This window comes from Achromobacter piechaudii NBRC 102461 (genome assembly GCF_001571245.1).
Classification (GTDB): domain Bacteria; phylum Pseudomonadota; class Gammaproteobacteria; order Burkholderiales; family Burkholderiaceae_B; genus Achromobacter; species Achromobacter piechaudii.
The window spans coordinates 37,060-60,470 of the sequence record NZ_BCTK01000016.1; the positions used below are offsets into that span (position 1 = coordinate 37,060).

Sequence of the window (23,411 nt, forward strand, 5' to 3'; positions counted from 1 at the left end):
CGGGTCTGATTCCTTTAAGCGCAAAAAAACCGCCCGCAGGCGGTTTTTTTTGGCACGCGTGGCGCCCGCTTACTTCTTCTTCATCATGTCGAAGAATTCGGCGTTGGTCTTGGTTGCGCGCATCTTGTCCAGGATGAATTCCATGGATTGCACTTCGTCCATGTCGTGGATGAACTTGCGCAGCACCCAGACCTTTTGCAGCAGGTCGGGGGCGATCAGCAGTTCTTCGCGACGCGTGCCCGACTTGTTCAGGTTGATGGACGGGTAAACGCGCTTTTCCGCCAGACGACGCTCAAGGTGGACTTCGGAGTTGCCCGTGCCCTTGAATTCTTCGTAGATGACTTCGTCCATGCGGCTGCCGGTTTCGATCAGCGCCGTACCCAGGATGGTCAGCGAGCCGCCTTCTTCCAGGTTACGGGCCGCGCCGAAGAAGCGCTTGGGGCGTTGCAGGGCGTTGGCGTCCACGCCGCCGGTCAGCACCTTGCCGGAGGCAGGCACGACGGTGTTGTAGGCGCGGGCCAGACGGGTGATCGAGTCCAGCAGGATCACGACGTCTTTCTTCATTTCGACCAGGCGCTTGGCCTTTTCGATGACCATTTCAGCCACTTGCACGTGGCGGGTGGCGGGCTCGTCGAAGGTCGAGGCCACGACTTCGCCGCGCACCGTGCGCTGCATTTCGGTCACTTCTTCCGGGCGCTCGTCGACCAGCAGGACGATCATGACGGCGTCGGGGTAATTGGTGGTGATGGCGTGCGCGATGTGCTGCATCATCACCGTCTTGCCGGACTTGGGGCTGGCGACGATCAGGCCGCGCTGGCCCATACCGATCGGGGCGAACACATCCAGGATGCGGCCCGTCAGGTTTTCTTCGCTCTTGATGTCGCGTTCCAGACGCATCGTCCGGTTCGGGTGCAGCGGCGTCAGGTTTTCAAACATGATGCGATGCTTGATCGCTTCAGGCGCCACGCCGTTGACCTTGTCCACCTTGACCAGTGCAAAGTAGCGCTCGCCATCCTTGGGCGTACGCACTTCACCTTCGATGGAATCGCCGGTGTGCAGGTTGAAACGGCGGATCTGCGAGGGCGAGATGTAGATGTCGTCCGTGCTGGCCAGATACGAGGTCTCGGGCGAGCGCAGGAAACCGAAGCCGTCAGGCAGGACTTCCAGAACGCCGTCGCCAAAGATCTGCTCGCCTTGCTTGGCGCGCCGTTTCATGATGGCGAACATCAATTCCTGCTTGCGCAGGCGGTTGGCGTTCTCGATTTCCAGGCCAGCGGCCATTTCGAGCAGCTGCGAGACATGCAGCGCCTTCAGTTCGTTGAGGTGCATCGCGGTGAATGTGGGGGAAAAGTAAAGGAGGGGTCTGGCGGCGCGCCACGGACGGGCTCGCGCGGTACTGAATGAGCGCCGCCTCCGGGGCGGCGCCTTCGTTCACAGCACGCGGATTACAACGCGCCGTCCAGGAATGCGGTCAGTTGCGACTTCGACAGCGCGCCAACTTTGGTGGCTGCGGCTTGGCCGTCTTTAAAGAGCATGAGGGTGGGAATGCCGCGGATACCGTACTTGGTGGCGGTGCCCTGGTTTTCGTCCACGTTCAGCTTCGCGATCGTCAGACGACCTGCGTACTCGGTGGCGACTTCTTCCAGGATGGGGGCAATCATTTTGCAAGGGCCGCACCAGGCAGCCCAGTAGTCCACCAGCACCGGCTGGCCGGATTTCAACACATCGGCATCGAAGCTTGCGTCACTGACGTTCTTGATTTGGTCGCTCATGATGGTGATTCTCGGTTCGGCAGCAAAAGGCGCGTAAAAAAGGAACGCGCCTTGCCGTTGTTCTTGTATGTGGAATGGATTAAAGCATACCACTGTCAATAACAACAGGCATACCACTGTTAATAACAACAGGGTTTGCTGGTTTTGTGTAGGATGTTGCGGCGCAGACTTTGTGATCCGGGCCGTTGGGCCCTGACGCGCTGGCTGTGACTTGTCATCATCCTACCGAATTCGGAGGTGGTCAGGTCGTGCGCAACCCACTGGGAGCCGCGCAGAACCTGGGCTTATCCGTAAAATGTCGGTTTTTTTCCACAGATGTTGGGGATAACTTGGCCACTCCACGTTACACCGAGGCGTCCATTCGCGTCCTGAAGGGGCTGGAGCCCGTGCGCCAGCGCCCGGGCATGTACACCCGCACCGAAAACCCTCTGCACGTCGTGCAGGAGGTCATTGATAACGCCGCAGACGAGGCCCTGGCCGGCTACGGCAAACAGATCCAGGTCACGTTGCACAGTGATGGCAGCGTGTCCGTCGAGGATGACGGCCGGGGCATCCCCGTCGGCCTGCATCCCGAAGAAGGCGCGCCCGTCGTCGAACTGGTCTTCACCCGCCTGCATGCGGGCGGCAAGTTCGACAAGGCGGGCGGCGGCGCCTATGCGTTTTCGGGTGGCCTGCACGGGGTGGGCGTTTCCGTCACCAATGCGCTGGCGACCCGGCTTGAAGTCGTCGTCTGGCGCGATGGCGCGGTCAACCGCCTGGTCTTCAAGGGCGGCGATGTCGCCGAGCCCCTGGCGCCCTACGAGGCGGGCGGCCGCAAGAAATCCGGCACGCGCGTGCGCGTCTGGCCCGACGCCAAGTATTTCGACAGCCCCAATATCCCGCTGGGCGAGCTGACGCACCTGCTGCGCAGCAAGGCCGTGCTGCTGCCCGGCGTGAAGGTCACGCTGGTCAACGAGAAAACCGGCGACACCAAGACCTGGCAATACCAGGACGGTCTGCGCGGCTATCTGGCCGAAGCCCTGACCGGCGCCGAACTCATGGTGCCGTTCTTCGAAGGCCAGCAATATGCCGGCGCCGACCACGAGAACTTCGCCGAAGGCGAGGGCGCTCAGTGGGTCGTGGCCTGGACCGAGGACGGCAACGCCGTACGCGAGTCCTACGTGAACCTGATCCCGACGCCGGCAGGCGGCACGCATGAATCGGGTTTGCGCGAAGGCCTGTTCGGCGCGGTGAAGGGCTTTGCCGAACTGCACAGCCTGTTGCCCAAGGGCGTGAAGCTGCTGCCCGAAGACGTGTTCGCGCGCGCCAGCTTCGTGCTGTCGGCCAAAGTGCTGGACCCGCAATTCCAGGGCCAGATCAAGGAACGCCTGAACAGCCGCGACGCCGTGCGTCTGGTGGGCGGCTTTGCCAAAAGCGCGCTGGACCTCTGGCTGCACAGCAACGTCGAATACGGCAAGAAGCTGGCTGAACTGGCCATCCGCCAGGCGCAGGCGCGCCAGCGTTCGGCCCAAAAGGTTGAAAAGCGCAAGAGTTCCGGCGTGGCCGTGCTGCCCGGCAAGTTGACCGATTGCGAATCCAGCGACGCCAGCCGCACCGAGGTGTTCCTGGTCGAGGGCGACTCGGCCGGCGGCTCCGCCAAGATGGGGCGCGACAAGGAATTTCAGGCCATCCTGCCCTTGCGCGGCAAGGTGCTCAATTCCTGGGAAGTGGATCGCGATCGGCTCTTTGCCAATAACGAAATCCACGATATTTCGGTGGCGATCGGCGTGGACCCTCACGGTCCGAACGACACGCCTGACCTGTCCGGCCTGCGCTACGGCCGCATCTGCATCCTGTCCGATGCAGACGTCGATGGCTCGCACATCCAGGTCTTGCTGCTGACCCTGTTCTACAAGCACTTTCCCAAGCTCGTCGAAGCCGGCAACGTGTTCGTGGCCAAGCCGCCCTTGTTCCGTCTGGATGTCCCCGCGCAGGGCAAGCGCCCGGCGCGCAAGATCTACTGTCTGGACGAAGGCGAGCTTGAAGCTGCGCAGGACAAGCTGCGCAAGGAAGGCGTGCGCGAAGGCGCCTGGGCGGTCAGCCGCTTCAAGGGCCTGGGCGAAATGAATCCTGAACAGCTGTGGGAAACCACCATGAATCCGGACACGCGCCGCCTGCTGCCCGTGGGTTATGGCGATCAGACCCCCGAAGACACCACCCGCATGTTCGACATGCTGATGGGCAAGGGCGAGTCCTCGCAGCGTCGCGCCTGGATCGAGGAAAAGGGCAATCTGGCCGAGCTGGATATCTGATGACGTCCTCGCTCCCTGATACCGTGCGCATGACCGTCGACATGACGGCCGACGACTACGCGGAATTCGCTGCCTATGTATATAAGCGGCCCGAGATGCGCCGGCGTCGCTACCGGTCGCATCTGCGTTTCGGCATCCTGATGATCGTCGCGCTTTTCGCTTACCTGGTCTGGCAGACCTGGGACGGCAAGGGGCCCAACTGGTCTCAGATGCTGCCCGTGTATTTCGAGGGGCTGGCGGTCGGCCTGGGCATCCTGGCGCTGTTGGCGCTGGCTTACGAATTTGTCCTGCCGCCGCTGGTCCGCATGAATACGCGGCGCATGCTCAAGAAACAGCCCGACGACCTGTTCCTGGGACGCCATCAGCTGGACTTCGGCCCCGAGGGCATTCTGGATACCACCGCCGGCGCCTCCGGGCAGATGCAGTGGTCGGATATCCGGCGCGTCGAGGAAACGCCGCAGCACCTGTACGTCATCCTGGGCACCTTGCAGGGCGTGATCATTCCCAAGCGCGGCCAGGACGCCGCCACGCTGGCAGCGGTGCGCGCCCAGATGCGCGCGCATGTCGCCGACACCCAGCTGGCCGCGTCCGCGTGAAGGCGCATTGACGCCGTTTCGATGAAATTGTCTACCTGAACACAACATGACCGACAGCAATCAACCCGGCCTGTTCGACTCCACCCCGCCCGACGGCGATGGCGACGCCAATGCCGCCATCACGCTGGCGCGTTACGCGGAACAGGCTTATCTGGACTACGCGGTCTCCGTCGTGCGCGGCCGCGCCTTGCCCGACGTGGGCGACGGGCAAAAGCCCGTGCAACGCCGCATCCTCTTCGCCATGCAGGCAATGGGGCTTGCCGCCGGCGCCAAGCCGGTGAAGTCGGCGCGCGTCGTGGGCGACGTGCTGGGCAAGTACCACCCGCATGGCGACCAGGCCGCTTACGACGCCATGGTCCGCATGGCGCAGGACTTTTCCCTGCGCTATCCGCTGATCGACGGCCAGGGCAACTTCGGCTCGCGCGACGGCGACAACGCCGCCGCCATGCGATACACCGAAGCGCGCCTGACTCCCATCGCCAAGCTGCTGCTCGATGAGCTGGACGAGGGCACGGTCGACTTCGTGCCCAACTACGACGGCAGCCAGCAAGAACCGCAGATGCTTCCCGCGCGCCTGCCCGTGATGTTGCTGAACGGCGCATCGGGCATCGCCGTCGGCATGGCCACCGAGATTCCGCCGCACAACCTGCGCGAAGTCGCGCAGGCCTGCGTGGCGCTGATCAAGCAGCCGCAGTTGCCGGACGCCGACCTACACGCCATGATCCCCGGACCCGACTTTGCCGGTGGCGGCCAGATCATCACGCCAGCGGCCGACATCGCGCAGATCTACGGCACGGGACGCGGTTCGCTGAAAGTGCGCGCGCGCTGGACCTTCGAGGAAATGGCGCGCGGCCAGTGGCAGCTGGTGATCACCGAGCTGCCCCCCGGTACCTCCGGCCAGAAGGTGCTGGAAGAGATCGAGGAAATCACCAACCCCAAGGTCAAGTCCGGCAAGAAGAGCCTGACGCCCGAGCAGACGCAGGCCAAGGCGGTAATGCTGAACCTGCTGGACGCCGTGCGCGACGAATCGGGCAAGGACGCGGCCGTGCGGCTGGTGTTCGAACCCAAGACCTCGCGCGTGGACCGCGACGAATTCGTCAATACGCTGCTGGCGCAGACCAGCATGGAAAGCAGCTCGTCGATCAACCTGGTGTGCATCGGCACCGATGGCCGGCCCCGCCAGAAGGGCTTGCGCGACATCCTGGTCGAATGGGTGGCGTTCCGCACCCATACCGTGGTGCGCCGCACGCGCTTCCGCCTGGATAAGGTCACCGACCGCATCCACGTGCTGGAAGGCCGCATGCTGGTCTACCTGAACGTCGACGAAGTCATCCAGACGATCCGCGAATCCGACGAGCCGCGCGCCGCGCTGATGGAGCGGTTCAAGCTGTCCGAGCGCCAGGCCGAAGACATCCTGGAAATGCGCTTGCGTCAGTTGGCGCGCCTGGAAGGCTTCAAGATCGAGCAGGAGTTGGCCGACAAGCGCAAGGATCAGATCTCGCTGCAAGAGCTGCTGGACAATCCCACGACGCTCAAGCGCCTGCTGATCAAAGAGATCGAGGCCGACGCCAAGCAGTATGGCGACGAGCGCCGCACGCTGATTGAAACCGCCGAACGCGCCGTGCTGGAAACCAAGGTGCTGGACGAGCCGGTGACGGTGATCGTGTCGCAAAAGGGTTGGTTGCGGGCTCGCCAGGGCCACGGCCATGACGCCTCGCAATTCACGTTCAAGCAGGGCGACGACCTGTACGGCGCCTTCGAATGCCGCACCACCGACACGCTGATCGCCATGGGCGACAACGGCCGCGTGTACTCGGTGCCCGTGGGGGGGCTGCCGTCGGCGCGTGGCGATGGCCAACCGGTCACCACGATGATCGACCTGGAATCCGGCACGCGCATCGTCCACACCATCGCAGCCGCGCCCGAATCGCGCTGGCTGCTGGCCACGCGCGGCGGCTATGGCTTTGCGGCCAAGCTGTCCGACATGGTCAGCCGTCAACGCGCCGGCAAGCAGTTCATCACGCTGGAAACCGGCGATGAAATGCTGCGCCCGGTGCCCTTGTTCGAGGGCGCCACGCAACTGGCCCTGCTGTCGGCCAAGGGCAAGTTCCTGGTGTTCGGGCTGGACGAGTGCAAGTCCTTGTCGGGTGGCGGCCGGGGCACCATCCTGATGGGCCTGGACGCGTCGGACAAGCTGGACCAGACGGTGCCGATTGGCGCTCGCGGCCTGCGCGCCACGGGTATCTACCGCAACAAGCTGACCGAAGACATCCTGGCCGGCGACGCGCTGGCGCCCTATGTGGGCAAGCGCGCGCGCAAGGGTCGCCAGCTGGATGTGCGTCCCAAGCAGCCCGTGCTCTCGCCGGTGCTGGCATAACGCGGTTCCTGGACGCGGGAGCGCCCCGCGTCCAGGGCATCGGGCCGTGATGAACCGTCGGCTTCTGGCCGGCTGCATGTAATGAACCTATCAACGCGCAAGCACTGCGCAGGGGCGTGCCCATGACCGTAGCCCCGACCCTGGCCGGGCCGCGCCTGCATCATGTCGATGCCCTGCGCGGCTTCGCGCTGTTCGGCATCCTGATCGTGAACATCGGCGTGTTCTCGTCGCCTTTCTATGGCGCGGGCATGGCCGACCCCAACTATTCCAGTGCGCTGGACGTGGCGGTGCGCTGGCTCATCGCCTGCCTGTTCGAAACCAAGTTCTATCTGCTGTTCTCATTCCTGTTCGGCTACAGCTTCACTTTGCAGATGTCGGCGGCCGAACGTGGCCAGGCGGCGTTCGGCCCGCGCTTCCTGCGGCGGCTGGCGGGTCTGGCCGCGCTGGGGTTGATGCACGCCGTGCTGTTCTATCAGGGCGACATCCTGCTGACCTACGCCTTGCTGGGCCTGGGCCTCTTGGCGTGTCGCACATTGGCGCCCAAGCACGCGTTGCGCGCCGCGCTATGGCTGATCGTGGTGGCTTCGCTGGTCTGGGCCCTGTTGGGCCTGCTCAGTTATCTGGACCCCGTGCCCGCCGACTACATCGCGCAATACCACGCCGAGGCGCTGGCCTCCATCCAGGCGTATCGCGGCACGATCGGTACGACGATCGACCAGCACATCCACGAACTGTCCACATCGGTCTGGTTCATGGTGCTGTTCGTGCAGGGGCCATTTGTCTTCGCCATGTTTCTTGCCGGGTATGCGTTGGGCCGACGCCGCGCCCTGGACGATCCGTGGCGTCAGCCGCGCGTGCTTTGGCTCTTGTGCGCGATTGGCCTGCTGCCGGGGCTGGCGGGGTCGGCGCTGTACGCCACCTCGTCCCTGCCGTCTGCCGGCGTGGCCTGGGAATTGCCCGGCCTGGCGGCTGATCTGCTGACTGCGCCGCTGTTGAGCATGACCTATGCCGCTGCCTTTCTGCTGGCGATCCGCACCCGGGCGCTGAGTCGCCTGGGCGCCTGGCTGGCGCCGGCGGGGCGCATGGCGTTGAGCAACTACCTGATGCAGTCGGTGATTTGCGCATTCCTGTTCACCGGCTGGGGTTTGCGGTTGTTTGCGTCGGTGTCGCCGCTGACTAGCGTGGGCATTGCCGTGGCGATTTTCGGCTTGCAGCTGCCCTGGTCCGCGTGGTGGCTGCGGCGCCACGCTTACGGACCGGTGGAATGGGTGTTGCGCGCGCTCACGCTTTGGGCGTTGCCGCCGTGGCGGCGGACGCGCGCGGCCTGATCGGACCGCCGATTTCGTCGACCGGACCGATCAGACCGTCGACCCCATCGCGTGGACCGATCACTCCGCTTCTCACATCGCGCAGTCCGATTACACCCCCCCGCTCATATCGCGCAGTCCGATGAGACCGCCGATCTCATCGCGCGAACCAATCAGACCGCGAAGGCTTCAGACCGAGACCGCGCAGTCCTTTCATACCGCGCATGCGTGCACACCGCCAACCGCGCCGCCGTCCCGCCGACCTTGACGCAGCCACATGCCGGCCAGCAGCAACAGCGCCGGCAGGTAGAACCAATAGTCCGACCAGCGCTGCGGATTCGGCGCTTTCACCTGCACCACGTCCCAGCCTTGTTCCCAGCCTGCGCGCTGCGCGCGGCTGCCGAAGCGCACGCCGCCGATCTGGATCTGGTCGCCCAGGCTCATCAGCGTCACCCCGGCTTCGGCCAGGCGGCGGCGGCCGGCATCGGGTGCGTCGGCGTCCGCCTGTAGCGCGGGCAGAGCCACGGCGACGGTCTTGTTCAATTCATCGCCTTCCAGGTTGATCCCGCGCAGCACGACGGTCAGGCGGCCGTTGTCCGGCATCGTGGCGGCCAGCGCCTGCATGTCGGAGGCGGGCCGGCTCTCGTCGGGCGAGGCGAAATGGTCCATGAACCAGTCCGGCCGGAACAGCATGAAAGTCACCAGCAGCAGCACGCCCACCTCGGTCCACGTGCAGCGCGTGCGAAACCAGCGCATGGTGGCGGCGGCAAAGGTCAGGGACGCCAGCGTGGCGCCCGCCACCACCAGCGCCAATTCCCAACCGTAGTTGACGTCGATCAGCAGCAGGGTGGGGTTGAACACGAACATGAACGGCAGGATGGCGGTGCGCGCGGCGTACGTCACGCCCTGGATGCCGGTCTTGATGGGGTCCTCGCCCGAGATCGCCGCGGCCGCGAAGGTCGCCAGTCCTACGGGTGGCGTGATGTCGGCCATGATGCCGTAATAGAACACGAACATATGCACGGCGATCAGCGGGATGACCAGCCCGTTCTGCGCGCCCAGTTCCACCACCACGGGCGCCATCAGCGTCGCCATCAGGATGTAGTTGGCCGTGGTGGGCATGCCCAGCCCCAGGATCAGGCAGACCAGCGCCGTGAAGATCAGCATCAGCAGCACGTTGCCCATCGACACCAGTTCGACGAAGGCGGTCATGCGCAGCCCCAGGCCCGTCAGCGTGATGGCGCCGACGATCAACCCCGCCGTGCCGCACGCGATGGCGATGCCGATCATGTTGCGGGCCCCGTCCTGCAAGCCGCCGATGGCGTCGCGCCAGCCCTGCCGCCAGGCGGGCGCGGCGTCCTGCTTGCGAAACCAGGCGATCAGCGGACGCTGCGTGACCATCTGGAACAGCATCGCCATCGCCGCCCAGAACGCGGACAGCCCGGCGGACAGCTCCAGCACGCTCAAGCACCACACCAGGATGCCGATCGGGATCAGGAAATACAGGCCGGCGCGCACCGTGGGCCAGGGCTGCGGGCGCACGGGGTGTTTGATGTCGATGTCCTGCGGCAAGTCCGGATGCGCGGCGGCGACACGCAGCAACCACACGTACAGCGCCGCCAGCATCGCCAGCAACACCCAGATGGCCGCCGCACCCGCCATGGCCTGCACGCCGGTGCCGATCCAATACACCGCGCCCATCACCAGCAAGGTGCCGCTGATGCCCATGCCCCAGCCCGCCAGCTTTTGCAGCGGCGTGCGCGACGGGCCCGATGCCATCATGGGCTGGATACCCAGCTTCAGCGCTTCCAGGTGGACGATGTAGAAGAGGGCGATGTAGGAAATCGCGGCGGGCAGGATGGCGTGGCGGATGATGTCCGTGTAGGGGATGCCCACGTACTCGATCATCAGGAACGCGGCTGCGCCCATGACGGGCGGCATGATCTGGCCGTTGACCGACGACGCGGTTTCGATGGCGCCCGCGCGCACGCCGCCATAGCCGGCCTTCTTCATGAGCGGGATCGTGAAGATGCCGCCCGTCACCACGTTGGCCACCGACGATGCCGACACCAGCCCGTTGACGGCCGAGGACACCACCGCCACCTTGGCCGGACCGCCTCGCAAATGGCCCAGCAGCGCGAACGAAACCTGCATCATGTAATTGCCCGCGCCGCACTTGTCCAACATCGAGCCGAGCAGCACGAAGATGAAGATGTACGACACCGATACGCCCAGGGCCACGCCGTACACGCCCTCGGTGGTCAGCCACATATGCGACATCAGGCGTTCCAGCGATGCGCCGCGATGCGCCAGCACGTCGGGCAGCCAGGGGCCGGCCAGCACATAAGCCACGAACACGATGCCCAGCACGGTCATGGGCAGGCCAAGCGCGCGGCGCGTCACTTCCAAGAGCAGCGCCAGCCCCACTACGGCCGTGCCGACGTCCATCGGCGTGGGCTGGCCGGGGCGGCCGGCCAGTTCGTTATAGAACACATACAGATAGCTGCCGCAAAAGCCCGCCGCCAGCGCCAGTACCCAGTCATACCAGGGCATGCTGTCGCGCGCCGAGCGCTTGCTGGCCGGGTACGCCAGATAGCCCAGGAACATGGCGATGCCCAGGTGCAGCGCGCGCGCCTCGGTGTCGTTGAAGATGCCCCAGTTGAACGAAAAAGGCAGCGGCGAGGCATACCAGAGTTGGAAGAAGGACCAGGCGAGCGCGCCAGCGGCCAGCGTGGCGCCCGCGATGCCGCCAACATTGCGGCCCCCTCGGTCGGCATCCGCCACAAGCTGTTCCAGGTCCGGGGCCGTCGTGTGCGGCACTTTTTGCATGGCTTTCCCCTACGTGTCATGGCGCGCGCCGCCGCAGCGGCGCGCGTTGAAACCCCGCGCGTCGATCACGCGCCGGGCGAGCCTTAGAGCAGGCCCTTTTCCTTGAAGTACTTTTCCGCGCCCGGATGCAAGGGCGCCGACAAGCCGTTCTTGACCATGTCCGCCGGCTTCAGGTTGGCGAAGGCGGGGTGCAGCTTCTTGAAATCGTCGAAGTTGTCGAACACCGCCTTGACCACGGTGTAGACCGTGGCATCGGGCACGTCCGCCGACGTGACGAAGGTGGCGGTGACGCCATACGTCTTGGTTTCAGTGGGGTTGTTTGGATACAGCCCGGCAGGGATCGTGGCGTACGCGTAGTAGGGGTACTTGGCCACCAGCTTGTCCACCGCCGGCCCGGTCAGCGACACCAGTTTGGCGCCGCAACTGGTGGTCGGGTCCTGGATGTTGGCCGAGGGGTGGCCGACGCCGTAGAAGAAGCCATCTATCTTGCCGTCGCACACCGCCGAACCGTGCTCGTCAGGGCGCAACTCCGAAGCCAGCGAAAAGTCCTTCATCGTCCAGCCCATCGTGGCCAGCAGTTCTTCCATCGACGAGCGCGTGCCCGAGCCGGGGTTGCCCACGTTGAAGCGCTTGCCCTTCAAGTCTTCGAAGCTCTTGATGTTCGCGTCCTTGCGGGTCACCACCGTGAACGGTTCGGGGTGGATCGAAAAGACCGATCGCAGTTTGGTGAACGGGCCCGCCTGCTTGAATTGCCCCTCGCCGTTGTAGGCGTTGAAGCCTACGTCGGACTGCACCACGCCCAGGTCCAGTTCCCCGGCCTTGATGGTGTTGGCGTTAAAGACCGAGCCGCCGGTCGATTCCACCGAGCAGCGGATGCCGTGCGTGGCGCGGTCCTTGTTGACCAGGCGGCAGATGGCGCCGCCCGCGGCGTAGTAGACGCCGGTGACGCCGCCTGTGCCGATACTGACAAACTTTTGTTGAGCGGCGGCGGGCGCCGGCGTGGTGGACAGCAATGCCGTTGCCAAGCCTGCCGCGGCGAGCGTCCAGGCGTTGCGATGGCCCAAGGGGTGTTTGACGAACGTGGTCATGCAAACTCCTTAAGGGGTTTTTCCCCGTGATTTGCCGGTCTTTGCCGGCGGTGGGTGCGCTCCGCGAGCCTCTCGGGGCGCCCTGTGCAAATCATCACGTGCCCGCTTGCGCGGGCGCTGCGTGGCGGAGGGACCGCCACGCGCAAAGCAGTGGCCGCTAGGCGCCTTCAGTCCCGACGGCTTTCAAGGCGGTGTCGATCGCGCCGACCAGGCGCTCGGTCAATTGGTCCAGCTCGTCATCGGAAATGATGAACGGCGGCGCCAGCAGCACATGGTCGCCATGGCGTCCGTCGATCGTGCCGCCCATCGGGTAGACCATCAGCCCTTGCGCCATCGCCTCGCGCTTGATGCGCGCGTGCAGCGACAGCGCCGGGTCGAACGTCTGTTTCGTGGCCCGGTCCTGCACCAGCTCGATGCCCATGAAGAGGCCCCGGCCGCGGATGTCGCCCACGTTAGGGTGCGCGCCCAGCGCCTGCTCCAGCCGTTGCCGCAAGCCCGCGCCTTGCTCGCGCACGCGTTGCAGCAGCTTGTCGCGGTGGATGACCTCTTGCACGGCCAGCGACGCGGCGCAGGCGACGGCATGGCCCAGATAGGTGTGGCCATGCTGGAAAAAGCCGCTGCCTTGCTGCATGGCGTCCACGATGCGGCCTTGCGCCATGACGGCGCCGATCGGCTGATACCCGCCGCCCAGGCCCTTGGCGATGGTGATCAGGTCGGGCACGATGCCTTCCTGTTCGACCGCGTACAACGTGCCCGTGCGCCCCATGCCGCACATGACCTCGTCAGCAATCAGCAGCACGCCGTGGCGGTCGCACACTTCCCGGATGCGGCGGAAGTAACCCGGCACCGCCGTCACCGCGCCGGACGTGGCGCCGACCACGGGTTCCGCCACGAACGCCATCACCGTGTCGGGGCCCAGCTTTTCAAAGGTCTGCTCCAGCTCCTGCGCCAGGCGCTCCCCGTATTGCTCGGGGCTTTCGCCTTCGCGCTGATCCCGGTAGGCATAGCAGGGCGAGACATGTTCAACGTCGATCAGCAACGGCGCGAACTGAGCGCGGCGCCAGGCATTGCCGCCCACCGCCAACGCGCCCAGCGTATTGCCGTGATAGCTCTGGCGACGCGCGACGATACGGCGGCGTTGCGGCTGGCCGATCTCCACGAAGTACTGGCGCGCCATCTTCAGGGCCGCCTCGACCGCTTCGGAACCGCCCGACACGAAGTACGCGTGCGAAATGCCGGGCGGGGCGTCGGCCACCAGCCGCGCCGCCAACTGCTCTGCCACCTCGGTCGTGAAGAAGCTGGTGTGCGCGTAGGCCAGCGCGTCGATCTGGGCGTGCATGGCGGCCTGGATGTCGGGATGGTTGTGGCCCAGGCAGGAGACTGCCGCGCCACCTGAACCGTCCAGGTACGCGCGGCCCGCGCTGTCATAGACCCAGACCCCTTGGCCGCGCACGGCGACTGGGGGCGTCTGGCGTAGGGAACGATGCAGGACGTGGGTCTGGCTCATGGTGTTTTCAGGAAGCTAAGGTGAAAGGAAAATTCAGCCGGGTCGGCGGGAAGTCGGAGCCGTCCAATAGACGTTATCGGCGCGCAGGCGTTGTTCCACTTCGGTCAGGCGGCTCAGTACGTCAGCGCCGCCACGGGCCGTGAGCCTTGCGATCAGGTGCTCGGCCAGGCCCAGCAAGCCAGCCGTGGTGTGGAAGAACGAGCCGAGCCCCTGGCGCGCAGGCCGCGCCTGCACGCCGTCGCGATCGGGCGGCGCGAAGCGCAACGTATGGCGGGCGTCGACGGCCAGCGGCGATAAGGGGTCGTCGGTCAGCGCGATCAGCGCGACGCCGCGCTGCGCGGCTTGGCGGGCCAATTGCACGGTGGCGGTGGGATAGGGCGCTTGCGAGATGACGATCAGTGCGTCGCTGCCGTCCAGGTTGTCGGCCTGCTCGGCCGGCGCGCCGCCCAGGCCGTCGATCAGCACGCTGTTACGGCGCACCAGCTGATAGGCGTAGCGCATCTGGAACGCAATGCCGAACGCGGAGCGCGTTCCCAGAAATCCTACCTGGCGCGCCTTGAGCAATGTTTCGACGGCGGCGTCGAACACGTTTGCCGGGTTCAACGCGCATACCGATGTCATGGCCTGGACCTGGTAGTCGGTCAGGACGTCGTGCCCTGGCTCGGCGGGCTCTCCGGCCGCGGCCTGCAAGGCCGCCGCGCGATCGCGCAGCCCGGGCTGGCTATTGCCGGCAAGCACCTGTTGAAAAGGCTCTCGAAATGCTTCGTAGCTGGCATAGCCCAGCGCCCTGGCGAGCCGCAGCATGGTGGCCGGCGCCACCCCCAACGCTTGCGCCTGACGCCGCATGGACCACAAACCGACCTCGGCCGGATGCGCCACCACCCAATGCGCTGCGCGTTGCAGCTCGGGTGGCAGGCCTTCCAGCTTTTCCTGCAAGGTGGGGATCAGGTTGTAGGGCAGGGACATGGGGCATCGGCGCGATAAAAAACAAATGATATATCGACAGATTTTAATAAAACATATGTTTTTTATTGGTGCTTTCCCGAGGCGGCAGGGCGGCATTTACGTGAGCATGCCGTCGGCGCGCGCGGGGGTGATGCCCGTCTGCAAGTCCGGCAATCCTGCATTTATCTCCTGCAATTCCGTGTTCATTTATTTACATCGTGCGGGGGATTTTTGTTTGACTCGAATAGATCGGGCGCATATCATTCGTGTAGAAATGAATTTGACCGAACCTTTCTCTTCCATGACCAGCCCCGCGAAAACTGATCCCTCACAGCAATACGATCTGCGCATCTTGCGAGCCCTGCGCCGCATTACGCGTTCGATCGCACTGCACTCGCGACAGTTGTCCGCGGTCAGCCATATCACTGCGCCGCAGTTGATGTGTCTGCGCACGGTGATCGCCAACGGCCCGATGACGGCCACGGCCATCAGCCGCGAAATGCATGTCAGCCCCAGCACGGTGGTTGGCATCCTGGACCGCCTGGAAGACAAGGGTTTGATCCGCCGTGAACGCGGCCGCGAAGATCGCCGCATCGTTTTCGTCACTGCCACCGACGCCGGACGCGAGCTTGCGCAAGGCGCGCCGTCGCCGTTGCAAAAGCATCTGGCCGACGCGCTGAACGCGTTGCCCGAGCTGGAGCAGGCCACCATCACGCTATCGCTGGAACGCATCGTGGCGTTGATGGAGCAGGAAGGCCAGGCCGTGGCAGCCGAACCGCACGGCGATGTATCGTCGCCCATCCTTGAAGTGCCCACGGGCGGGGCACCCCCAGAATCAGGAATCGTTGCATGAAGAAAAACGAACTGGATACACCTTCGCTCTCAAGTGCCGTGGCGCCGGCGGTTCGCGCGCAGACCCATACGATGCGTCTGCCCACCCGCAAAGACGGCGCCGCCATTCACCACCTCATTTCCGAGTGCCCGCCGCTCGACCTGAATTCCCTCTACGCCTACTTGCTCCTTGGTGAGCATTTCAGCGACACCTGCGTCATTGCCGAAAGTTCCGGCGGACGTATCGACGGTTTTATCTCCGCTTACGTAATCCCGACCCGACCCGACGTGTTGTTCGTCTGGCAGGTTGCGGTGCACGCCCGCGCACGCGGCCATCGGTTGGGCCGCGCCATGCTTCGCGAACTCTTGCAGCGCAAGGGGCTGGAGCATGTTCGATATCTTGAGACCACGGTGGGGCCTGACAACCAGGCATCGCGCCGCAGCTTTGCCGGCCTGGCCGGCGAGCTTGGCGCCCACGTTTCCGAACAACCGTTCTTCGACCGGAAATTGTTTGGTGGCGCGGACCATGACGACGAGATGTTGTTGAAGATAGGCCCGTTCGCATTGCCCGCCCCGTAGGGCGCGCAACCTTCGCGGACTTATCGAAATTACCGGGATGGCAATGCCTATCCGAATGCGTCCACCGCATCCGGAGGGATCTGGCCGTCTATTCAACTTATTAGATGAAAGGGAGGATTGATCATATGGACTTGAAAATCTTTGACCGGATGGAATCCGAAGTGCGGGGCTACATTCGGTCGTTTCCCGTGATATTCAGCCAGGCCCGAGGCTCGACGCTGATCGACGAAGACGGCACCGAGTACATCGACTTCTTCAGCGGCGCAGGCACGCTGAACTACGGCCACAACAATCCTGTTCTCAAGGAAAAGCTGCTGGAGTATGTGCAGGCGGACGGCGTCGTCCATGGCCTGGACATGGCGACCAGCGCGAAGAAGCGTTTCCTGGAGACGGTGGATCGCGTGCTGCTCAAGCCGCGCAACTGGCAATACACGCTGCAATTCACCGGCCCCACCGGCACCAATGCCGTGGAAGCCGCGTTGAAGATCGCGCGCCAGGTCAAGGGCCGCTCCAATGTGATTTCGTTCACGCACGGCTTTCACGGCGTCAGCGGCGGCTCGCTGGCGGTGACGGCCAACATGAAGTTCCGCGAAGCGTCCGGCTACGCCCTGGGCAACACGACGTTCATGCCCTATGACGGCTACTTCGGTCCCGACGTGGACACGATGGCGTACCTGGAACGCATGCTGGAAGATCCCAGCAGCGGCATGGACAAGCCGGCCGCCGTCATCGTGGAAACGGTGCAGGGCGAAGGCGGCGTCAACGTTGCGACGCTGCGTTGGCTCAAAGACCTGGAAAAGCTGTGCAAGCGCCACGACATGCTGCTGATCGTGGATGACATCCAGGTGGGCTGCGGCCGCACCGGCACCTTCTTCAGCTTCGAGGCCGCCGGCATTCGTCCGGACATCATCACGCTGTCCAAGTCGCTATCCGGTTTCGGCCTGCCGATGTCGCTCGTGTTGATGAAGCCCGAGCTGGACATCTGGAAGCCCGGCGCCCACAGCGGCACGTTCCGGGGCAACAACCTGGCCTTCGTCACCGCCACGCAGGCGTTGGAAACCTATTGGGCCAACACCGCCTTCACCGCCGACATCCAGCGCAAGGAGCGCACGGTGCGCGACTGGCTGGAAAACCTGGTGCACAGCTATCCGAATGCCGGCCTGTCGGTGCGCGGCCGCGGCCTGATCCAGGGCCTGGTGTGCAACACCACGCCCGCGCTGGCCAACCGCATCGCGCAGCAGGCGTTCAAGAAGGGCGTCGTCATCGAGACCTCGGGCGCGCATGACGAAGTGCTCAAGCTGCTGCCTGCGCTGACGATCGAGGAAGATTTGTTGAGCAAGGGCCTGGACGTGATCGAAGCCAGCGTGGCCGACGCGCTGGCCGAGGAAGGCCAGTCCGCCCGTATTCTGAAATTTGGAGGAAAACGTCAATGATCGTACGTAATGTCAAAGATGTGATCGGCACCGCCGACGAAGTCCGTACCGACACCTGGGTCAGCCGCCGCGTGCTGCTCAAGAAGGATGGCATGGGCTTTTCCTTCCACGAGACCACCATCTTTCCCGGCGGCCGCACGCACATCCACTACAAGAACCATCTTGAAGCGGTGTGGTGCATTGAAGGCGACGGCTCTATCGAGACCATCGCCGACGGCAAGAAGTATGACCTGGGCCCCGGCGTGGTCTACGCGCTGAACGAGCACGACGAGCACTGGCTGTGCGGCGGCAAAGAGCCGCTGCGCGTCATCTGCGTCTTCAACCCGCCGCTGACCGGCCAGGAAGTGCACGACAAAGAAGGCGTCTACGCCTTGCCTGAAGCCGAAGCCAAAGCGGCTTGATACAAGGAGGTTCGCATGATCTCACCTGCACAGGATCCGTACGCCTCCCGTACGGACAGAAGTTCCGCCATCATTGCGCGTCAGGACCCGGTGGTCTATGGCGATGGCCAGTACGCCAACGCCTTGTCCGGCGAACAGGTCGGGCAGTATGAGCGCGATGGTTTCATCCTGCTGGAAAACCTGTTCTCGGAAGCCGAAATCAGCGCGCTGTCGGCCGAAGTCGAGCGCATGACGCGCGACCCGTCGATCATCCGGCGCGAAGAATCCATCACCGAGCCGGGCAGCAATGCCGTGCGATCCATTTTCATGGTGCACGTGCTCAACCCCATCTTGTCGCGCCTGGTGCGCGACCCGCGCCTGGTCAACGTGGCGCGGCAGATCCTGGGATCCGAGGTTTACATCCACCAGTCGCGCGCCAACATGAAGCCGGGCTTCAAGGGCAAGGAGTTCTACTGGCACTCGGATTTCGAGACGTGGCACGTGGAAGACGGCATGCCGTCCATGCGCGCGCTCAGTTGCTCGGTGCTGCTGACCGACAACAATGAGTGCAACGGCCCGTTGATGCTCGTACCGGGTTCGCATCGGCAGTTCATCTCTTGCGTGGGCGAAACCCCGAACGACCATTACAAGCAATCGCTCAAGAAGCAGGAATATGGGGTGCCGGACCCGGTCAGCCTGCAACTGCTGGTCGAGCAGGGCGGCATCCAGTCGATGACCGCCAAGGCGGGGTCCGTGGTCTTTTTCGACTGCAACACCATGCACGGCTCGAACAGCAACATCTCGCCGTGGCCGCGCGCCAATGTCTTCATGGTCTACAACAGCATGGAGAACACGCTGAATCCGCCCAAGTACGGGCTGACGCCGCGTCCGGAACACATCGCGACGCGCAAGGGGTTCAAGGCGGTGACGCCGCTGGACACCTTGAAGCTGGTGGGCGGTTGATCCCCGCCAGCCGGCTCCGCGCGTAGCGCACGAGCGGGTCGGCGGCACCGCAACGAAACCCGGGCTTTGCCCGGGTTTTTTCATGGCCGCCGCGTGCGCAAATAGCGGCCGTGGCGGGACCGGCTCTCTGCTATTCTTGCGCGGATCCCAACCACGCCTGTTCGATGCCGCCATGACCGCCCGTATCCTGAGCTTGCATATCTACCCGATCAAATCCTGCGCCGGCATCGATCTGGCGGAGTCGCCCATCGACCGCGCCGGCCTGGCTTACGATCGCCGCTGGATGCTGATCGGGGCCGATGGCCAGTTCATGACGCAGCGCCAGTGGCCGGCGATGGCCCTGGTGCGCACGGCGCTGACGGCCGACGCATTGCGCGTCAGCGCTCCCGGCATGCCCGATCTGGACGTGCCCCTGGACGGGTCCGGGCTGGAATCCGCCGCGCAGTCCGTGGCGGTCTGGGGCGACACCATTTCCGCTCGGCACGAAAGCGCCGCCGTGGGCAAATGGTTTTCCGAATTTCTCAAGACGCCATGTCGGCTGCTCAAGGTGGACAGCGCCGCCGCGCGCGATGCAAAGCCTGATTGGGTGTCGCGCTGGGTGGACGCGCATCCCGATCTGGCGGACTCCTTCGTGGGCACGCACCATTTCGGCTTTGCCGACGGCTTTCCCTTGCTGATCGCCAATCAGGCCTCGCTGGACGACCTGAACGCACGCCTGCAAGCCAAGGGCGTGGCGCCCGTGCCCATGGATCGCTTCCGTCCCAACATCGTCGTGCAAGGCGAATGGGAGCCGTTCGAAGAAGACCATACCGCCATGATCTCGGCGGCGGGCGTCCGGATGGCCTTCGTCAAGCCGTGCACCCGTTGTTCCATTCCCGATATCGACCAGCGCACCGCGCAGCAGCACGACGAGCCCGGCCGGACGCTGGCGGGCTATCGCAATCTTGATATCGGGGTGGTATTTGGCCAGAACGCCATTCTGGACGCGCCGGAAGGGGCCCGTCTGAAAGTAGGCGACGCGGTGGAAATCGAACTGGATTTCTGACCGGCCGCCGCCTGGCCTGGGTTACGCCGAGGACAGTTTCAGGCCGATCAGGCCCAGCACGATCAACGCGACGCTGACGATGCGCATCCAGCTGGTGGATTCCCCGAACAGCACGATGCCGGCCACGAACGCGCCAACAGTACCGATGCCTACCCACACGGCGTAGGCAGTTCCCAGCGGAAGCGTTTTCATGGCGACGGCCAGCAGCCAGACGCTGATGGCCATGCCGCCCGCCGTGATCACGGACGGCCAGAGGCGGGTGAAGCCATGGGTGTATTTCAGGCCCACGGCCCAGACGATTTCGAACAGGCCCGCGAGCACCAGGATGATCCAGGTCATAGACGACTCCTTTGTTGCGCTGCCGGCGTTGCGCCGGCATTGAGGGGTCGTCCCCGGATAAAAAACACCGGTCGATTGACCGCGCGCAGCAACGGGCCGTCCCGCTGCGGCAAAAATTATAGAATACCGGCTTCCAACGGCAAAACCGGATGCCGGGCATCACCTTTGCAACACGTCGCGGACCGGACCGCGAACCAGGAATTTCCATCATGCAACGCATCATGCTGCGGGCAAAGCTACACCGCGTCACCGTCACCGAAGCCGACCTTCACTATGAAGGCTCCTGCGGAATCGACGAAGACCTGCTGGACGCTGCCGGCATGCGCGAGTTCGAACGCATCGAACTCTACAACGTCACCAATGGTGAGCGTTTTGACACTTACATCATCAAGGCGGCCCGCGGCAGCGGCGCCATCTCGCTGAACGGCGCCGCGGCGCGCCGGGCCCAGGTGGGCGATCTGCTGATCATCTGCACCTACGGCCCGATGTCCGAAGAAGATTCCGCCAAACACAAGCCGCAGGTCGTGCTGGTAGATGACGCAAACCGCGTCAAGGAAATTCGCAAGTTCCCGGCGTAAGGCCGGGCCAGGCGCCGCGCCATCCCGGCTAGCCGGGTGGCGCTTTCGTCAACCCTGAACCATTTCATCATGAGCTTCCAGGTCATCATTCAACCCAGCAAGCATCAATTCCCGGTCGAGCCCGGCCAGACCGTGCTCGACGGCGCCTTGGCCGCCGGCATCGTGCTGCCCTACAGCTGTCGCAACGGCGCGTGCTCCACCTGCAAGGGCAAAGTGGTGTCCGGGGAGTTCGACGCCGGGCAGTATCCCGCGCAGATCCTGTCGCCCGAGGAACTGGCCGACGGCTACACGCTGTTCTGCCAGGCGCGGCCCGAGTCGGACATGGTGGTTGAATCCACCGAGGTCCGGTTGGCCAGCGACATCCAGATCCGCAAGCTGCCTTCGCGCGTGCAGACGCTGGAACGCGTGGCGCCCGACGTTACCGTCATCAAGTTGCAACTGCCTGCTTCCGAGCAGTTCCGCTACTACGCGGGGCAGTACATCGAGGTCATCCTCAAGGATGGCCGTCGCCGCAGCTATTCGATGGCTGGCGCGCCGCATACCGGCAGCCCGCTGGAGCTGCACATCCGCCACATGCCGGGCGGGCTCTTCACCGACCACGTGTTTGGCGCCGGCACCACGCAGATGAAGGAACGTGAAATCCTGCGCCTGGAAGGGCCGTTCGGTTCTTTCTTCCTGCGCGAAGACAGCAACAAGCCGATCGTATTGCTGGCCAGCGGCACCGGGTTCGCGCCCGTGAAGGCCATCGTCGAGCACATGATCCACAAGAACATCGCGCGCCCGGTCACGCTGTATTGGGGCGGCCGCCGTCCCCAGGACCTGTACATGGACGCGCTGGCGCAGTCCTGGTCCGGCCTGCTGCCCAATTTCAAGTACGTGCCGGTTGTGTCGAACGCGCTGCCGGAAGACGGCTGGTCGGGCCGCACCGGCTTCGTCCACGAAGCCGTCATGCAGGACATCGCCGACCTGTCGGGCCATCAGGTCTATGCTTGCGGCACGCCGTTGATGGTGGATGCCGCCCGCCGCGAATTCAGCGTGCAGAACGGACTGCCGCCGGAAGAGTTCTACGCGGATGCGTTCACGTCCGAAGCCGACCTGGCGAAAGCCGCGTCGTAAACCGGACAGCAGGGAACATCGGGGGGGAATTCACAAGCTGAAAAGCTTCGTGACTTCCGCCCCTTTTTAATACGTAGGCGTAGGCAAATCGGCGGGGTAAACTGCCTTGGCAGCGGCTTGCCAAGGGGGGCGGACATCGGGTCCGTGGCCGATTTGGCACGCAAGGAGCAATGCGGGCATGAAAGTAGCGGTATTGGGTAGCGGCATTATCGGAATCTCCAGCGCCTGGTGGCTGAACCAGGCCGGCCATGACGTCGTGGTCATTGATCGCTGCACCGGTCCCGCCCAGGAAACCAGCCTTGCCAATGGCGCGCAGATTTCGGTGTCCTACGCCGAACCCTGGGCCAATCCGCAAGCGCCGCTCAAGTTGCTCAAATGGATGTTTCAGGACAACGCGCCGCTGCTGTTCCGCCCGCAGCTGGACTGGCGCCAATGGATGTGGGGTCTTGCCTTCCTGCGCGAATGCCTGCCTGGCAGGCTCGCCCCCAACATCCGCGCCATGGTGCGCATGGCCGAGTACAGCCGCTCTACGCTGCGCAGCATGCGCACCGAACTGGGCATCGAATACGACCACCTCGAACGCGGCATCTTGAATTTCTATCGCGACCCTCACGAATTTGAAAACTCGCAACGCGCCGCTGGCCTGATGCGCGATTTCGGCGTGGAGCGGCGCGTGGTCACGGCCGACGAGGTCATCGCCATCGAGCCGGCCCTGGCGCCGCACCGCCAGACCATCGTGGGCGGTGACTACACGCCCGAAGACGAAAGCGGCGACGTCCACCTGTTCACGGTCGCGCTGGCCGAACGCTGCGCCCAGGCGGGCGTGGAATTTCGCTACAGCACGCGCGCTACGCGTCTCTTGACGCAGGGCGGCGCCGTGCAAGGCATCGAAATCATTGAACCCGACGGCCGCTACGGCGCCGTCCACGCCGACGCGTACGTCGTGGCGATGGGCAGCTTCAGTCCCAATCTGCTGCGTCCGTTGGGCATCCCCTGCAACGTCTACCCGGCCAAGGGCTATTCGGCGACGTTTCCGGTCATCAAGCCGGAAGCCACGCCCACGGTCAGCCTGACGGACAGCAGCCACAAAATCGTGTTCTCGCGGCTGGGCGACCGGTTGCGCATGGCGGGCACCGCAGAGCTCTCGGGATATTCCCGTGGCCTGAACACCGGCCGTTGCGAAGCCTTGACGCATCTGGCGCAAGAACTCTTTCCCGACGCGCTCGATTTCGAGCGCGTCAGTTATTGGTCGGGCCTGCGCCCGTCCACTCCCTCGAACGTGCCCATCATTGGCCGCAGCCGCATCCCCAACCTGTATATCAATACGGGGCACGGGACGCTCGGCTGGACGATGGGCGTTGGCTCGGGCCGGGCTTTGGCCGATCTGCTGAGCGGACGGCGGCCGGAACCGGAATTCCCTTTTCTTGGTCTATGA

20 protein-coding genes are annotated in these 23,411 nt (G+C 64.4%); 13 read left to right on the forward strand and 7 right to left on the reverse strand.

The window, feature by feature from the left end; translation table 11 throughout:
- Positions 1-69: 69 nt before the first annotated feature.
- Both rho and trxA read right to left on the reverse strand, forming a co-directional pair.
- Positions 70-1,329, reverse strand: a complete 1,260-nt coding sequence (gene rho / locus API01S_RS27765; protein ID WP_006218533.1) for a transcription termination factor Rho — start codon at positions 1,327-1,329, stop codon at positions 70-72.
- Positions 1,330-1,445: 116 nt separating this feature from the next.
- The gene (trxA, locus tag API01S_RS27770) at positions 1,446-1,772 is read right to left on the reverse strand and encodes a thioredoxin TrxA (protein ID WP_006218534.1); all 327 of its coding nucleotides are present in this window, start codon (positions 1,770-1,772) and stop codon (positions 1,446-1,448) included.
- 329 nt (positions 1,773-2,101) lie between these two features.
- On the opposite strand from trxA, the gene parE reads away from it, so the two are divergent.
- The 4 genes from parE (at position 2,102) to API01S_RS27790 (ending at position 8,364) form a co-directional block, all read left to right on the forward strand.
- Positions 2,102-4,063 carry a DNA topoisomerase IV subunit B gene (parE, locus tag API01S_RS27775; protein ID WP_050731028.1) on the forward strand — a complete coding sequence of 654 codons (1,962 nt, stop codon included), beginning with the start codon at positions 2,102-2,104 and terminating at the stop codon, positions 4,061-4,063.
- The gene (locus tag API01S_RS27780; RefSeq protein ID WP_050731029.1) at positions 4,063-4,659 is read left to right on the forward strand and encodes a YcxB family protein; all 597 of its coding nucleotides are present in this window, start codon (positions 4,063-4,065) and stop codon (positions 4,657-4,659) included. Before parE ends, API01S_RS27780 begins: the two co-directional genes overlap by 1 nt.
- A 46-nt stretch (positions 4,660-4,705) precedes the next feature.
- A complete protein-coding gene (gene parC / locus API01S_RS27785; protein WP_050731030.1) occupies positions 4,706-7,036 on the forward strand; it encodes a DNA topoisomerase IV subunit A in 2,331 nt (776 codons plus the stop codon).
- A 122-nt stretch (positions 7,037-7,158) separates the two neighbouring features.
- Positions 7,159-8,364, forward strand: a complete 1,206-nt coding sequence (locus API01S_RS27790) for a DUF418 domain-containing protein (RefSeq protein WP_050731031.1) — start codon at positions 7,159-7,161, stop codon at positions 8,362-8,364.
- A gap of 192 nt (positions 8,365-8,556) precedes the next feature.
- On the opposite strand, the gene API01S_RS27795 is transcribed toward API01S_RS27790, so the two are convergent.
- From API01S_RS27795 to API01S_RS27810, 4 genes are all read right to left on the reverse strand, one after another.
- Positions 8,557-11,172 (reverse strand): TRAP transporter permease, encoded by a 2,616-nt coding sequence (locus API01S_RS27795; RefSeq protein WP_061306660.1) that lies wholly within the window; start codon positions 11,170-11,172, stop codon positions 8,557-8,559.
- An 83-nt stretch (positions 11,173-11,255) separates the two neighbouring features.
- Positions 11,256-12,260 carry a TAXI family TRAP transporter solute-binding subunit gene (locus tag API01S_RS27800; RefSeq protein WP_050731033.1) on the reverse strand — a complete coding sequence of 335 codons (1,005 nt, stop codon included), beginning with the start codon at positions 12,258-12,260 and terminating at the stop codon, positions 11,256-11,258.
- Between the two features lie 157 nt (positions 12,261-12,417).
- Positions 12,418-13,767 (reverse strand): aspartate aminotransferase family protein, encoded by a 1,350-nt coding sequence (locus API01S_RS27805; RefSeq protein WP_050731034.1) that lies wholly within the window; start codon positions 13,765-13,767, stop codon positions 12,418-12,420.
- 33 nt (positions 13,768-13,800) lie between these two features.
- Positions 13,801-14,733, reverse strand: coding sequence for a MurR/RpiR family transcriptional regulator (locus API01S_RS27810; protein WP_061306661.1), 933 nt, complete (start codon positions 14,731-14,733; stop codon positions 13,801-13,803).
- Between the two features lie 280 nt (positions 14,734-15,013).
- Between API01S_RS27810 and API01S_RS27815 the strand changes: the two genes are divergently transcribed.
- The 6 genes from API01S_RS27815 (at position 15,014) to API01S_RS27840 (ending at position 19,943) form a co-directional block, all read left to right on the forward strand.
- Complete coding sequence (locus API01S_RS27815; RefSeq protein WP_039883062.1) at positions 15,014-15,565, forward strand: MarR family winged helix-turn-helix transcriptional regulator; 552 nt, start codon at positions 15,014-15,016, stop codon at positions 15,563-15,565.
- Positions 15,562-16,122 (forward strand): diaminobutyrate acetyltransferase, encoded by a 561-nt coding sequence (gene ectA, locus API01S_RS27820; RefSeq protein WP_006218544.1) that lies wholly within the window; start codon positions 15,562-15,564, stop codon positions 16,120-16,122. Before API01S_RS27815 ends, ectA begins: the two co-directional genes overlap by 4 nt.
- Positions 16,123-16,247: 125 nt before the next feature.
- Positions 16,248-17,555, forward strand: a complete 1,308-nt coding sequence (ectB, locus tag API01S_RS27825; RefSeq protein WP_006218545.1) for a diaminobutyrate--2-oxoglutarate transaminase — start codon at positions 16,248-16,250, stop codon at positions 17,553-17,555.
- Positions 17,552-17,956 carry an ectoine synthase gene (locus API01S_RS27830; protein ID WP_006218546.1) on the forward strand — a complete coding sequence of 135 codons (405 nt, stop codon included), beginning with the start codon at positions 17,552-17,554 and terminating at the stop codon, positions 17,954-17,956. The genes ectB and API01S_RS27830 overlap by 4 nt, the downstream gene beginning before the upstream one ends.
- 15 nt (positions 17,957-17,971) lie before the next feature.
- The gene (thpD, locus tag API01S_RS27835) at positions 17,972-18,898 is read left to right on the forward strand and encodes an ectoine hydroxylase (RefSeq protein ID WP_006218547.1); all 927 of its coding nucleotides are present in this window, start codon (positions 17,972-17,974) and stop codon (positions 18,896-18,898) included.
- A 172-nt stretch (positions 18,899-19,070) separates the two neighbouring features.
- On the forward strand, positions 19,071-19,943 hold the full coding sequence (locus API01S_RS27840) for an MOSC domain-containing protein (protein ID WP_050731036.1): 873 nt from the start codon (positions 19,071-19,073) through the stop codon (positions 19,941-19,943).
- A 21-nt stretch (positions 19,944-19,964) separates the two neighbouring features.
- Here API01S_RS27840 and sugE read toward each other — a convergent pair whose 3' ends face one another.
- On the reverse strand, positions 19,965-20,282 hold the full coding sequence (sugE, locus tag API01S_RS27845) for a quaternary ammonium compound efflux SMR transporter SugE (protein WP_006218549.1): 318 nt from the start codon (positions 20,280-20,282) through the stop codon (positions 19,965-19,967).
- Between the two features lie 209 nt (positions 20,283-20,491).
- Between sugE and panD the strand changes: the two genes are divergently transcribed.
- From panD to API01S_RS27860, 3 genes are all read left to right on the forward strand, one after another.
- Positions 20,492-20,860 carry an aspartate 1-decarboxylase gene (gene panD, locus API01S_RS27850; RefSeq protein ID WP_039883066.1) on the forward strand — a complete coding sequence of 123 codons (369 nt, stop codon included), beginning with the start codon at positions 20,492-20,494 and terminating at the stop codon, positions 20,858-20,860.
- A gap of 69 nt (positions 20,861-20,929) precedes the next feature.
- Positions 20,930-21,976, forward strand: coding sequence for a CDP-6-deoxy-delta-3,4-glucoseen reductase (locus API01S_RS27855; protein ID WP_039884017.1), 1,047 nt, complete (start codon positions 20,930-20,932; stop codon positions 21,974-21,976).
- A gap of 178 nt (positions 21,977-22,154) precedes the next feature.
- Positions 22,155-23,411, forward strand: a complete 1,257-nt coding sequence (locus API01S_RS27860) for a D-amino acid dehydrogenase (protein ID WP_006218553.1) — start codon at positions 22,155-22,157, stop codon at positions 23,409-23,411.